Source organism: Micromonospora citrea (assembly GCF_900090315.1).
In the GTDB taxonomy this organism is placed as follows: domain Bacteria; phylum Actinomycetota; class Actinomycetes; order Mycobacteriales; family Micromonosporaceae; genus Micromonospora; species Micromonospora citrea.
In genome coordinates, this window is sequence record NZ_FMHZ01000002.1 from 5,237,666 (window position 1) to 5,250,136 (window position 12,471).

Sequence of the window (12,471 nt, forward strand, 5' to 3'; positions counted from 1 at the left end):
TGGGAGGAGTCACCGACGTGCCCGACACGCTCAGCTACGCCGACGCCGTACGCCTGCTCGGCGGGGAGAAGAGCAGGTTCGTCGACTGGTTCGACAGGCTGACCGGCTGGTCGCTGCTCGGCGCCTCCGCCGCCGGCGTCCCGGGCGCGCTGGGCATCTTCGACGCGAAGGCGGAGTTCGTCCGGCTCGGCCACGAGCTGGTGCGCGGCGTGGTCGAGAAGCGCTCCGGCCTGTCCCGGTACGGCCGGACGCAGCGGCTGGAGGCGGCGCACGCGGTGATCGCGGTGACCGCGTTCTTCGAGGCGCTCGACGAGATCGACCTGCCCTTCGACGTGGCGGGCGCCCGGATCGGCAAGGCCGAGCAGTTGTCGCTGGCCGGCGCGGGCGCGGTGCACGAGGCGGCTGTCACCGACGCGTTCTTCGCCACCACCGCGCCCCTGCCCGGCCCGCACCTGCCCTGTCCGGCGTTGCGGCACGCCCTGGTCGCCCACTACGACGTGCTCGTCAACCGGCTGCTGCACTTCCTGCGCGGCCTGGCCGTGTGGGAGGCCACCGACGAGGGGCGGCGACGGGCGACGGAGGAGGGGCTGCTCCGGCTGCCCGCGGCCGCCGCAGACCGGCACCGGGACCTGCTCACCCGGCTCGCGGTCGACTTTTCCGAGGTGTCGTTCTGGATCGGCCTGCACGAGCACGAGGCGACCCGGGAGCAGGTCCGTGCCCTGTCGACGGGGCTGGCCGAGATGCGGCAGGCCCTCGCCTCGCTCTCCACCGGCCGCTCGCCCGACGACCGTCGCGCGGCGCTGGCCGCGGCGTACACGGCCGAGCTGGGGCGGCCGATCATCTCGTCCGGGGACGTGCCGGCCGGGCTGACGGTGCCCACGCTCGGCCAGGCGTACGTGCCGCCGCTGTGCCGGATCGAGGAGCTGCTCGCCGACGCGCGGCCGAGCGACGAGGCGTGGTGGGACGAGCGGCCGCTGCGGAACGACCTGTGGCAGTCCCTGGTCGTACACCTCACCTCGCCAAACGCCGTCCGGGCCCCGCTGCTGGTGCTGGGCCAACCGGGCTCCGGGAAGTCCGTGCTGACCCGGGTCGTCGCCGCGCAGCTGCCGGCCGCCGACTTCATGGCGGTGCGGGTGGTGCTGCGGGACGTCTACGCCGCCGGGGAGCTCCAGGACCAGATCGAGCAGGCGGTCCGCAACGACACCGGCGAGCGGGTGGACTGGCCCGCGCTGTCCCGGTCGGCCGGCGACGCGCTGCCGGTCGTGCTGCTCGACGGTTTCGACGAGCTGCTCCAGGCCACCGGGGTCAGCCAGACCGACTACCTGCGCCGGGTGGCGTCCTTCCAGCGCCGAGAGGCCGACCAGGGGCGACCGGTGGCGGTGCTGGTGACCAGCCGCACCAGCGTCGCCGACCGGGCCCAGCCCCCGCCCGGCACGGTGGCGGTGCGGCTGGAGCCGTTCGACGACGACCAGGTGAGGGCCTGGATCGCCACCTGGAACCGGGTCAACACCGTGGCGTTCCGGGCGACCGGCGGGCGGCCCCTGGAGCCGGCGACGGTGCTGGTCCACCGCGAGCTGGCCGCGCAGCCGCTGCTGCTGCTGATGCTGGCGCTCTACGACGCCGAGGGCAACGACCTGCGGTCGGCGGGCGAGCTGCGCCGGAGCGAGCTCTACGAGCGCCTGCTGCGCAGCTTCGCCCGGCGGGAGGTCGTCAAGCACCGGCCGGGCCTGTCCGAGCGGGAGCTGGGCCGGGCGACGGAGGACGAGCTTCGCAGGCTGTCGATCGTGGCGTTCGGCATGTTCAACCGGGGCGTCCAGTGGATCACCGAGAACGACTTCGAGGCGGATCTCGCCGCGCTGCCGTTCCTGGGTAGCCGCCCGGCGCCCGTCTCGACCGACGGAAATCTCCGCACGCCGCTGCGAGCTGCCGAGATCGTTCTCGGCCGCTTCTTCTTCGTGCACCGCTCACAGGCGACGCGGGACGACACCCGATACCGGACGTACGAGTTCCTGCACGCCACCTTCGGCGAGTTCCTGATCGCCCGGACGACCGCGCTGGTGCTGGGCGACCTGGCGGCCCGGGAGGCGAGCGCCCTGCTGGGAGCCACGCCGACGGACGACGACCCGCTGCACGCCCTGCTGTCCTTCGCGGCACTGACCGGACGCACCCCGATCGTCACCTTCCTCACCGAGATCCTGACGTCCTGGGACGAGAGCCGGCGGGACGCCGTCGTCGACATGCTGTTGCGGCTGTTCCGGGGGGTGTGCGATCGGCGACCGGCTCGGCACTTCGAGTCGTACCAGCCCCGGCGGTTGTCGGTCCCGGCACGCCACGCCCTGTACGGCGTGAACCTGCTCGTGCTGCTTCTCGCGGCGACCGGGCAGCTGCGGGGGGCCGAGCTCCATCCGGACAGCGGCGACGGGGTGTCCGGGTGGAACCGGCAGGCTCTCTTCTGGCGTTCCCAGCTCAGCTACGGCGAGTACGACAGCCTCCTGAGCGTCGTGCGGGTCAGCCGGACGTGGACGGGGACCCGAAGAGATCTCGTCCTCTCGCTCCGGGAGGGCCGGGAGGAGCCGCCCCCACCGGCGAACGATCCTCGCTGGTTCATCGCCGCAATCAGGGACGACGGCCCTGCGGAGGACGCGGAGAGCTACTACCTGACGACCGGAACCGACTTCGCCCTTCTCGCCCGGACCGCCCACTTCGAGTGCGACCCGGACCTCGACACGGCGCTGCACGCGCTGGGACCGCTGGGCGACCCGCTCGACGCGCTCGACGGCTTCTGGACGTTCACGGACGGCGATCGGTCGGAAGCCCGGCTTCTGCTCGACGTGTCGCTCCTTCCGATCCTCGGCGCGAAGGTTCCGCAGCGGGAACGGGAGCGGGCCTACGAACGCCTGCTGGCCACCGTGGACGAGGAGGACGAGGTGCCGCAGCCACCGGTGGCGAGGTTCGTGCTGGATCGGATCTCGACCGACCCCGAGTTGTCCGCCGAGTTCGTCGCCGATGTGCTGGGTCGTCTCCAACGGGACGCGACGATCGTCGGCTCTCTCCTGACGTCGGCCGCCCGCTGCGTCCTCGCCTTCCTCGGCCGCGACCCGCAGACCGACCTCAGGCTGGGTGAGCAGGTCGACGGCCTGATCGCCGGCGCGCGTTGGTTCGCCGCCGCCGGCGGCCGTCGGCTCGACTGGCTGGGCATCGACACCGCGGAGCTGGTGGTCCGCACCTACGAGGCGGGCGTTCGGCGGTATCCGGTGTCGGTGGCCGAGGCGGAGAGCTTCCGCACCCGGCACGGTTCCCACCGCCCAGACCTGGTTGCGCGGATGCGTCCGCTCGCCGACCCGGCCGAATAGCGGCCGGTTCGGCCGGAAACACCGACAGGACGGTGTCGTGGAGGGGGCGGAGGCTTTCTCCCGACGACGCCGGCCGAGGGGGCCGGCGTGCGAACGGGAGGCGAGAGATGTCCGCGATCACCAGCGGGGTCAACTGGTTCGAGGTCGGCACCGACCGGCCGGAGGAGACCAGGCGGTTCTACACGGAGTTGTTCGGCTGGGCGTACGGCGAGCAGGGCACGCCCGAGGAGCCCTACCAGGTGGTCGAGCCGGGGCCGGAGGGCTCCATCCAGGGCGGGATCCGCGAGATTCGCGGGGCGGGCCCGAACTACGCGGTCTTCTACGTGCAGGTGGCCGACGTGGCGCAGACCTGCCGGCAGGCGGAGTCGGCGGGCGGCAGGGTGCTGGTGCCGGCGACAGAGAACCACAACGGGCTCACCTTCGCCCACCTGCACGACCCGGCCGGCAACCTGATCGGCGTCTACAGCCCGCCCGGGGCCTGACCCGGTCCGCCGTCCGCCCCGGCCGGATCCGCCGCGTGCGTCGGTGTCGGTCCGCCGTCCGCCCCGGCCGGATCCGCCGCGTGCGTCGGCGTCGGTCCGCCGTCCGCCCCGGCCGGATCCGCCGCGTGCGTCGGTGTCGGTCCGCCGTCCGCCCCGGCCGGATCCGCCGCGCGCGTCGGCGTCGGATCGCCGTCCGCCCCGGCCGGTTCGCCGGGGCGGACGGCGTGCGGTCACCTGCCGGCCGGGCCGCCGCGACCGCCCGGGCCGGGCAGGACGCCGGCCTCGGCGGCGGCGCTGACGGCGTCCGCCTGCTCCTGGGTGAGCTTGCCGTCCTCGACGGCCTGCGCCAGGCGTTCCTTCAGCGCGGCCCGACGGTCGGCGGAGTCGCCCTTCTCGGGCCGGTCGCCCTTGTCGCCCCTACCGGGCCGGTCGGCCGGCTTGTGCTCCTCGCGCAGCTTCTTCAGCGCTGCCGTGACCTTGTCGGTGTCGACGCCCAGCTCCTTGGCCAGCTTCTCGGCGAACTCCGCCTGCCGGTCGGCCCGCTGCTGCTGGCGGTCGCCGTCCTCGGTGGTGCTGGCGCTCGGCGTCGGGGTGGCGCCGTCCGCGGCGAACGCGACCGTCGGGGCCGCGACGCCCACGCCGAGTACGCCGGCCGCGGCCAGCCCGGCCAGCAGGTGCTTCTTCCTCATCGTGCGGGACACGTCGTCCTCCATCTGGTCGGTGGTGGTGCGAAGACCTCACCTACAGTGACCAGTCGGGCTGGGTGGAAGCCGTGGCGAGCCTGTCAGCGAGCTGGCAATCCGGGGCGCCCGAGCGGACAAACGGGTTGCATCGGCGCGCGGGGACGGCGAGGGTGGACGATCGGCACGGCCCCGCCGGGGCTGTAAGGTAACGGAAGGTGACCCTCTTGACGACCTCCGCGAAGATCCGGGAAGTCCCGCTGGCCGGTGCGGGCACCGGCCCGTACGCCGTCACGGTCGGCCCCGACGGCGCGCTGTGGCTGACGCTGGTCCACGCCGGCGAGATCGCCCGGGCGGGTGCCGGCGGTGAGCTGCGGACCTGGCCGGTGGCGGCCGACAGCCGACCGTTGATCATCACCGCGGGCCCCGACGACGCGCTCTGGTTCACCCGCTCCGGCGACGACCGGATCGGCCGGATCACCACCGACGGGGAGCAGAGCGCCGTCGCGCTCCCGGCCGGGACCGGCCCCTGCGGCATCGCCGCCGGCCCCGACGGCGCCCTCTGGTACGCGGCGATGAGCGCCGACGCGATCGGCCGGGTCACCGTCGACGGGCAGGTCACGCGGTTCCCGCTGCCGGTGAGCGGCGGCTTCCCCTCGATGGTCGCGGCCGGCCCGGACGAGGCCGTCTGGTTCACGCTCAACCAGGCGAACGCGGTCGGCCGGATCGGCATGGACGGCGCGGTGACGCTGCACCCGCTGCCGACCGAGGGAGCGGCCCCGGTCGGCATCACCGCCGGCGTGGACGGCGCGCTCTGGTTCGTCGAGATCGGCGCGGGTCAGCTCGGCCGGATCACCCCGGACGGGCGGATCGACGAGTACCCGCTGCCGGACCGGGCCGCCCGGCCGCACGCGATCGTCGCGGACCCCGCCGGCGGCTGCTGGTACACCGAGTGGGGCGGCAACCGGATCGGCCACGTCACCCCGGGCGGCGCGATCACCACCCATGACCTCCCGACCCCGGCCTCCGAACCCCACGGCCTCACGGTCGCCCCCGACCACACCGTCTGGGTCGCCCTGGAGACCGGCGCCCTGGCCCACCTGACCCCCTGACCCACGGGGGTGGGGCGGGTCAGCGGACGGCGGGGGAGACCGTGAGGGTGGCGGTGGAGGTGTCGAGGGTGGCCCGGGTGCCGACCGGGACGGTGAGCTGACCGACGCCGTGGCCGATCGGCAGGCCGCCGAGGACCGGGACGCCGAGGTCGCCGAGGCGCTCGGAGAGCACGTCGGCGACGGTGACCGTCCAGCCGTCGGCGCAGCCGGTGAACTGGCCCACGGCCACGCCGGCCAGCCCGTCCAGCGCGCCGGCCCGCCGGAGCTGGGTGAGCATCCGGTCCACCTTGTAGGGCGGCTCCTGCACGTCCTCCACGAGCAGGACCGCCCCGGTCAGGTCCGGCATGTCCGGGGTGCCCAGCGACGCCACGATCAGGCAGAGGTTGCCGCCGAGCAGCGGGCCGGTCGCCCGTCCCGGCACGCGCACCGGGAAGGTCTCCTCCTCGGCGACGGCGGTCACCGTCACGGGCTCGGTGGTCATCAGGGCGGCGTGCAGCGACTCGGCCGAGCGCAGCGGTGTGCGTTCGTCCAGCCAGGCGGCCCCGGGCCCGTGCACGCCCGCCAGCCGGGCGCCCCGCCACAGCGCGAACTGCAACGCGGTGATGTCGGAGAACCCGGCGACCACCTTCGGGTCCCGGCGTACGGCGGCCATGTCGATGGCGTCGACGATCCGCTGCGCGCCGTAGCCGCCGCGGGTGCAGATCACCCCGCGCACCTCGGGGTCGGCGAACGCGGCGTTCAGGTCGGCGGCCCGTAGCTCGTCCGCGCCGGCGAGATAGCCCTGCCGGGCGTACGCGTTCGGCGCCAGCACCGGCCGCAGGCCCCAGCCGGTGAGCAGCTCGACGCCCCGCGCCACCCGCTCCGGACGGGTCGGCCCCGACGGGGACACCAGCATCACCGTGTCGCCGGGGCGCAGTGCCGGCGGTCGGAGGACGGCTGGCTGCTCGGGCGCGGTGCGGTCGGACACAGCGGCAGAGCCTAGCGCCGGCACGGGTCGTAGGGCAGAGCGACGGTGCCGATTATCGTTCCGTGCCGCGCGGCACGCGCCCTACCATGGCGCGATGGCGGCTCAGATGATCATCATCAACGGTGGTTCCAGCTCGGGGAAGTCCGGGATCGTCCGGTGCCTGCAGGCCGTCCTGCCGGATCCGTGGCTGGCGTTCGGGTGCGACTCGTTCGTCGACGCCCTGCCCGCCCGGATGCAGGCCGGGGACGGGGGGATCGAGATCGCGGCGGACGGCGAGGTGAGCGTCGGGGCGGACTTCCGGGCGCTGGAGGCGGCCTGGACGGAGGGCGTCGTCGCGATGGCCCGGGCCGGGGCCAGGATCATCGTCGACGACGTCTTCCTCGGCGGCGCGGCGTCCCAGCGGCGGTGGCGCAAGGCCCTGGGCGGAGTGCCCGTGTTGTGGGTCGGCGTCAGGTGCGACAGCGCGGTGGCCGCCGGCCGGGAGATCGCCCGGGGGGACCGGGTGTCCGGGATGGCCGCGTTGCAGGCGGACCTGGTGCACGAGGGGGTCTCCTACGACCTGGAGGTGGACACCACGCACACCGAGTCCATGGCCTGCGCGCGGGCCATCGCCGCCCACGTCGGCTGATCTCCTGGTCGGCCCGCCCTGCGGCGGATCAGCCGTCGAGGTACTGCTCGGCGTACGCCGCCGACGGCGGGATGGGCGTGATGACGTCGATCAGGACGCCGTCCGGTGCGGCGACGATGAAGTGCCGCTGCCCGAAGTCCTCGTCGCGCAGCGCCAGTTCGGCGTGCAGCCCACCGTGGACGACGAGCCGTTCCCACTCGGCGTCGACATCGGTCACCTCCAGGTTGAGCAGCAGGCCTCGCACCGGGGCCCGGTACGCCTCCGGCAGGGTCGGGTGCCGGTGGTCGAGCAGCGCCAGCTCGTACGCCGGCGGTCCCGGCCGCCGCAGGCTCACGTACCAGTCGGCCTCGAAGGTCGTCTCGAAGCCGAAGAAGCGCCGGTAGAACTCGTGCGACTCGCCGAGCCGGGACGTGCAGACGACCGGGTAGAAGCTGGTCAGATTCACGGTGGATCCTTTCGCGTACCATCGGTATGTCAGTACCGTAATTCGCATACCGTTGGTATGTCAATGGAGGGGACGCGATGACCGAGGGCATCCGTGTCCGGCAGCGGGAGCAGACCCGGCGGGCGCTGCTGGACGAGAGTCGGCGACTGTTCGCCACCCGGGGGTACGCGGCGGTCGGCCTGGCCGAGATCGTGCGCGTCGCCGGGGTCACCAAGGGCGCGCTCTACCACCACTTCGCCGGCAAGGCCGAGCTGTTCCGGGCCGTGCTGGCGGAGGTGCAGGGGGACGTGGCGCGGCGGGTCGCGGGGGCCGCCGACGCCGAGCGCGACCCCTGGGCCCGGTTCACGGCGGGCTGCCAGGCGTTCCTGACCGCGAGCACCGACCCGGAGATCCAGCAGATCATGCTGGTCGACGGCCCCGCCGTGCTCGGCTGGGCCGACTGGCGCGCGCTCGACGAGGCCGCCTCGGGACGGCACCTGGCCGAGGAGCTGAGCCTGCTGGTCGAGCGAGGGCTGATCGCGCCGCAACCGGTCGCGCCGCTGACCCACCTGCTGTCCGGCGCGATGAACGAGGCGGCGCTCTGGCTCGCCCGCGCGACCGACCCGTCCGCCCTGGACGACACCCGCGCCGCTCTCGACCGGATGCTCGACGCGCTGCGCGCCCGCTGACCCGACGCCGCGCACCCCGCCGCGCTGCTGCCGTCCGCCGCGCCGCGCACCCCGCCGCGCTGCTGCCGTCCGCCGCGCCGCGCACCCCGCCGCGCTGCTGCCGTCCGCCGCGCCGACCGCCCCGCCGACCGCCTGCCGGAACGTCCGCCGCGCCGCGTGCCTGCCGGCCGTCCGCCGCGCCGCGTGCCGGCGACCCTGACCGTCGCGCCGTGCCCGCCGGGGTGACCCGACGGCGGGGGTCACCGCCGCGCCGTGGAGGCGTTCCGGGGGGCGTCGGGGTCACCGGCTAGCCTCGACGTCGTGGCTACCGCGTTGGTGATCGAGAACGACCCGACCGACGACGTCCGCCGGCTCGGCGAGTGGCTGACCGAGGCGGGCCTCGACCTGTGGGTCGTACGCCCGCACGCCGGCGACGAACTCCCCGCCGACCTGGAGGGATGTTCCGCGCTGGTGGTGCTCGGCGGCGAGCAGCAGGCCTATCCGCTGGCCGACGGCGCGCCCGGCGCGCCCTGGTTCCCCGCCGTCGAGGGGCTGCTGCGCAAGGCCGTCCGGCACCGGGTGCCCACCCTGGGCATCTGCCTGGGGGCGCAGCTGCTGGCGACCGCGCACGCCGGGCGGGTGGAGCGCAGCCCGTCCGGGCCGGAGATCGGGCCCGGCCTGGTCGGCAAGCGGGACGCCGCCGACACCGACCCACTGTTCCGCTACGTCCCCCTGATGCCCGACGTGCTCCAGTGGCACTCCGACGAGATCACCGAGCTGCCCCGGGGCGCCACCCTGCTGGCCGCCTCCACGCGCTATCCGCACCAGGCGTTCCGCCTCGGCGATCGGGCCTGGGGGCTCCAGTTCCACATCGAGTGCGACACCGCGATGATCACCGACTGGGCCACCGACTCGACCGTCCTGGCCGAGCTGGGGCACGACCCGGATCTGGTGGTGGCGGCCTGCCACGCGGTCATGGTCGACGTCGAGGAGGTCTGGCAGCCGTTCGCCGCCCGGTTCGCCGCGCTGGCCCTCGGCGAGCTGGTCGACGAGGCCCCCCGCCGCAGCCTGCCGCTGCTCGGGCAGTGATGAGCCGACCGACCAGCGCCGCGGGCCGGCTCGCCCGCTACGGGTTCGGCACCGACGGCGACCGTGCCACCCGCGCGGCCGACCTGCTCGGCCCGGACGGACTGTGCCTGTGGCGGCCGGACGTGCAGGAGCCGACCGACGACCGCGCGGCGGAGCTGCTGGGCGCGCTCTCCCGCGCCGCCGACCCTGACCTGGCGCTGCGCCAGCTGCACCGCATCGTCGAGGCCGAGCGCCGGGCCGCCGGTCCGGAGGCCGCCGGGTCGGCGCTGCTGGCCGCGCTCGTCGACGATCCGGGGCTGCGCGGCCGGCTGATCGCCGTCCTCGGCGCCTCCTCCGCGCTCGGTGACCACCTGGTCGCCAACCCCGACCAGTGGCCCGCGCTGCGGACCGCCCCGGACGGGCTCGCCCCGACCGCCGAGGGGCGGCTCGACCTGTCCGGCGACGGCAAGCCGATCGCGGTGCTGCGCAGGGCGTACCGGCTGGCGCTGCTGCGGATCGCGGCGGCCGACCTGACCGGCGGCCGGGGCTTGGAGCAGACGATGGCCGCGCTCTCCGCGCTGGCCGACGCGACCCTGACGGCGGCGTACGAGATCGCGGTGGGCGAACTGCCGGAGGGCACGCCACGGCCACGGCTGGCGGTCGTGGCGATGGGCAAGTGCGGCGGCCTCGAGCTGAACTACGTCTCCGACGTGGACGTCATCTTCGTGGCCGCCGAGGACGACGACCTCGCCGCCGCCACCACTGTCGCCACCCGGCTGATCCACGTCTGTGGCCTGGTCGCCTGGCCGGTCGACGCCGCCCTGCGCCCCGAGGGCAACCGCGGCCCGCTGGTGCGCACGCTCGCCAGCCACCTCGCCTACTACCGGCGCTGGGCGCGCACCTGGGAGTTCCAGGCGCTGCTCAAGGCGCGGCCGGCGGCCGGCGACCTGGCGCTGGGCCGGGAGTGGATCGACCAGCTCGCCCCGCTGGTCTGGCGGGCCGCCGAGCGGCCGGAGGCGGTCGAGGACGTCCGCGCCATGCGGCGCAAGATCATCGACAACATCCCCCCGAAGGAGCTGGAACGCGAGATCAAGCGCGGGCCGGGCGGGCTGCGCGACATCGAGTTCGCCGTCCAGCTGCTGCAACTGGTGCACGGCCGGGGCGACGAGTCGCTGCGGGCGCCCGGCACCATCCCGGCGCTGCGCGCGCTGGTCGCCGGCGGCTACGTCGGGCGCGCCGACGGCGAGGCGCTGCTGCGCGGCTACCGCTTCCTGCGCGGCGTCGAGCACCGCCTCCAGCTCCAGGGGCTGCGCCGCACCCACACCGTGCCGACCGAGCCGGCCGCGCTGCGGTGGCTGGCCGCCGCGCTGGGCCACGTGGCCACGCCCGGGCGCAGCGCCGTCGAGGAGTTCCGCGCCGAGTGGGTCACCCACGCCACCGAGGTACGCCGGCTGCACGCCAAGCTGCTCTACCGGCCGCTGCTGGAGTCGGTGGCCCGGGTGCCGGCCGACGGGCTGCGGCTGACTCCCGAGGCGGCCCGGCACCGGCTGGAGATCCTCGGCTTCGGTGACCCCGCCGGGGCGCTGCGCCACCTCCAGGCCCTCACCGGCGGGGTGAGCCGCACCGCCGCCATCCAGCGCACCCTGCTGCCGGTGCTGCTCAGCGAGTTCGCCGACGCCCCGGAGCCGGATCGCGGCCTGCTCAACTACCGGCAGGTCTCCGACTCCCTCGGCAGCACGCCCTGGTACCTGCGCCTGCTGCGCGACTCCGGGCCGGTGGCCCGCCGGCTGGCCCGGGTGCTCTCCTCCTCCCGGTACGCCGCCGACCTGCTGGCCCGCGAGCCGGAGGCGCTGCGGCTGCTGGCGGAGGAGAGCGAGCTGACCCCCCGTCCCGCTGCGGTGCTCTGCGAGGGCTTCGCCGCCGCGGCGGCCCGGCACGTGGACCCCGTCGAGGCCACCCGGGCGATCCGCGCGCTGCGCCGCCGGGAACTGGTCCGGATCTCGTGCGCCGACCTGCTGAGCCGGGCCGGCTCGCTGGCCCCGTCGCCGCCCCGGCCCGACGGCGCGCGGGCCGCGCTGGGGCTCGCCGACGTGACGGCCGTCGGCACCGCCCTGGCGGACGTCACCGACGCCACGCTGGCCGCCGCGCTGCGGGCCGCGCGCGCGAACCAACCGCCGATGCCGGGGCTGCGCTTCGCCGTTATCGGCATGGGCCGGCTCGGCGGGTACGAGTCGAACTACCTCTCCGACGCCGACGTGCTCTTCGTCTACGACCCCCCGGCCGGCGCCGACGAGAGCGCGGCCAGCGCCGCCGCCCACGCGGTCGCCGAGGAACTGCGCCGGTTGCTGGGCATGCCGGCCCCCGACCCGCCGCTGGGCGTGGACGCCGACCTGCGCCCGGAGGGCCGGCAGGGGCCGCTGGTGCGCAGCCTCGCCGCGTACGCGCACTACTACGCCCGCTGGTCGAAGGTGTGGGAGGCGCAGGCGCTGCTGCGCGCCCGGTTCGTCTGCGGCGACGCCGACCTCGGCGCCGAGTTCGAGGCGATGGTCGACCCGGTCCGCTACCCGGCCGACGGGCTGACCCGCGAGCAGGTGGTGGAGATCCGCCGGATCAAGGCGCGGGTGGAACACGAGCGGCTGCCCCGGGGCGCCGACCCGGCCACCCACACCAAGCTCGGGCGGGGCGGCCTCGCCGACGTCGAGTGGGCCGTGCAGCTGCTCCAGCTCCGGCACGCCGGGGCGATCCCGGCGCTGCGCGGCACGCGTACGCTCGACGCTCTCGCCGCGGCCCGCGACGCGGAGCTGGTCGACCCGACGGACGCCACCGAGATGGCGGCCGGCTGGACGCTGGCCGCGCAGGTCCGCAACGCGCTGATGCTGGTGCGGGGCCGCGCGGGCGACCAGCTGCCCCGGCACGGCGTCGAGCTGGCCGGGGTGGTCCGGCTGCTCGGCCGCGACGATCCCGGCGAGTTCCTCGACGAGTACCTCCGCACCTGCCGCCGCTCGCGGGCGGCGATGGAACGCGTGCTCGACGCCTGATGCCTGACGCCTGACGCCGTTGGCGCGGACGCGGGCCGGCCCGCCGGTCCG

At 75.2% G+C, this 12,471-nt stretch carries 10 protein-coding genes; 7 read left to right on the forward strand and 3 right to left on the reverse strand.

Features of this window, described 5'->3' with window-relative positions:
• Positions 1 to 17 precede the first annotated feature (17 nt).
• Together GA0070606_RS24040 and GA0070606_RS24045 are read left to right on the forward strand one after the other, a co-directional pair.
• A complete protein-coding gene (locus GA0070606_RS24040) occupies positions 18 to 3,353 on the forward strand; it encodes an NACHT domain-containing protein (protein ID WP_091104525.1) in 3,336 nt (1,111 codons plus the stop codon).
• 107 nt (positions 3,354 to 3,460) lie between these two features.
• Complete coding sequence (locus tag GA0070606_RS24045) at positions 3,461 to 3,835, forward strand: VOC family protein (RefSeq protein WP_091104528.1); 375 nt, start codon at positions 3,461 to 3,463, stop codon at positions 3,833 to 3,835.
• A gap of 230 nt (positions 3,836 to 4,065) precedes the next feature.
• Here the strand turns inward: GA0070606_RS24045 and GA0070606_RS24050 are convergent, their stop codons facing one another.
• Complete coding sequence (locus GA0070606_RS24050; RefSeq protein WP_091108095.1) at positions 4,066 to 4,536, reverse strand: hypothetical protein; 471 nt, start codon at positions 4,534 to 4,536, stop codon at positions 4,066 to 4,068.
• A 197-nt stretch (positions 4,537 to 4,733) separates the two neighbouring features.
• Between GA0070606_RS24050 and GA0070606_RS24055 the strand changes: the two genes are divergently transcribed.
• Positions 4,734 to 5,627 carry a Vgb family protein gene (locus tag GA0070606_RS24055; protein WP_245724787.1) on the forward strand — a complete coding sequence of 298 codons (894 nt, stop codon included), beginning with the start codon at positions 4,734 to 4,736 and terminating at the stop codon, positions 5,625 to 5,627.
• A gap of 19 nt (positions 5,628 to 5,646) precedes the next feature.
• On the opposite strand, the gene GA0070606_RS24060 is transcribed toward GA0070606_RS24055, so the two are convergent.
• Complete coding sequence (locus GA0070606_RS24060) at positions 5,647 to 6,522, reverse strand: S66 peptidase family protein (RefSeq protein ID WP_091108099.1); 876 nt, start codon at positions 6,520 to 6,522, stop codon at positions 5,647 to 5,649.
• 166 nt (positions 6,523 to 6,688) lie between these two features.
• On the opposite strand from GA0070606_RS24060, the gene cpt reads away from it, so the two are divergent.
• Entirely contained in the window at positions 6,689 to 7,222 is a 534-nt protein-coding gene (cpt, locus tag GA0070606_RS24065) for a chloramphenicol phosphotransferase CPT (protein ID WP_091104530.1), read from the forward strand.
• 28 nt (positions 7,223 to 7,250) lie between these two features.
• Here cpt and GA0070606_RS24070 read toward each other — a convergent pair whose 3' ends face one another.
• Positions 7,251 to 7,667, reverse strand: coding sequence for a VOC family protein (locus tag GA0070606_RS24070; RefSeq protein ID WP_091104533.1), 417 nt, complete (start codon positions 7,665 to 7,667; stop codon positions 7,251 to 7,253).
• A gap of 77 nt (positions 7,668 to 7,744) precedes the next feature.
• Between GA0070606_RS24070 and GA0070606_RS24075 the strand changes: the two genes are divergently transcribed.
• From GA0070606_RS24075 to GA0070606_RS24085, 3 genes are all read left to right on the forward strand, one after another.
• Positions 7,745 to 8,335: a TetR/AcrR family transcriptional regulator gene (locus GA0070606_RS24075; RefSeq protein WP_091104536.1), complete on the forward strand. Its 591-nt coding sequence runs from the start codon at positions 7,745 to 7,747 to the stop codon at positions 8,333 to 8,335.
• A gap of 300 nt (positions 8,336 to 8,635) precedes the next feature.
• On the forward strand, positions 8,636 to 9,403 hold the full coding sequence (locus tag GA0070606_RS24080; protein ID WP_091104539.1) for a type 1 glutamine amidotransferase: 768 nt from the start codon (positions 8,636 to 8,638) through the stop codon (positions 9,401 to 9,403).
• On the forward strand, positions 9,403 to 12,420 hold the full coding sequence (locus tag GA0070606_RS24085; RefSeq protein ID WP_091108101.1) for a bifunctional [glutamine synthetase] adenylyltransferase/[glutamine synthetase]-adenylyl-L-tyrosine phosphorylase: 3,018 nt from the start codon (positions 9,403 to 9,405) through the stop codon (positions 12,418 to 12,420). Before GA0070606_RS24080 ends, GA0070606_RS24085 begins: the two co-directional genes overlap by 1 nt.
• The last annotated feature ends 51 nt before the right edge of the window (positions 12,421 to 12,471 follow it).

Bases quoted from the DNA above. Each gene is read 5' to 3' on its own strand.
- GA0070606_RS24045 (WP_091104528.1), top strand. From the start codon at position 3,461: ATGTCCGCGATCACCAGCGGGGTCAACTGGTTCGAGGTCGGCACCGAC.
- GA0070606_RS24060 (WP_091108099.1), bottom strand. From the start codon at position 6,522: ATGCTGGTGTCCCCGTCGGGGCCGACCCGTCCGGAGCGGGTGGCGCGG.
- cpt (WP_091104530.1), top strand. From the start codon at position 6,689: ATGGCGGCTCAGATGATCATCATCAACGGTGGTTCCAGCTCGGGGAAG.
- GA0070606_RS24075 (WP_091104536.1), top strand. From the start codon at position 7,745: ATGACCGAGGGCATCCGTGTCCGGCAGCGGGAGCAGACCCGGCGGGCG.
- GA0070606_RS24085 (WP_091108101.1), top strand. From the start codon at position 9,403: ATGAGCCGACCGACCAGCGCCGCGGGCCGGCTCGCCCGCTACGGGTTC.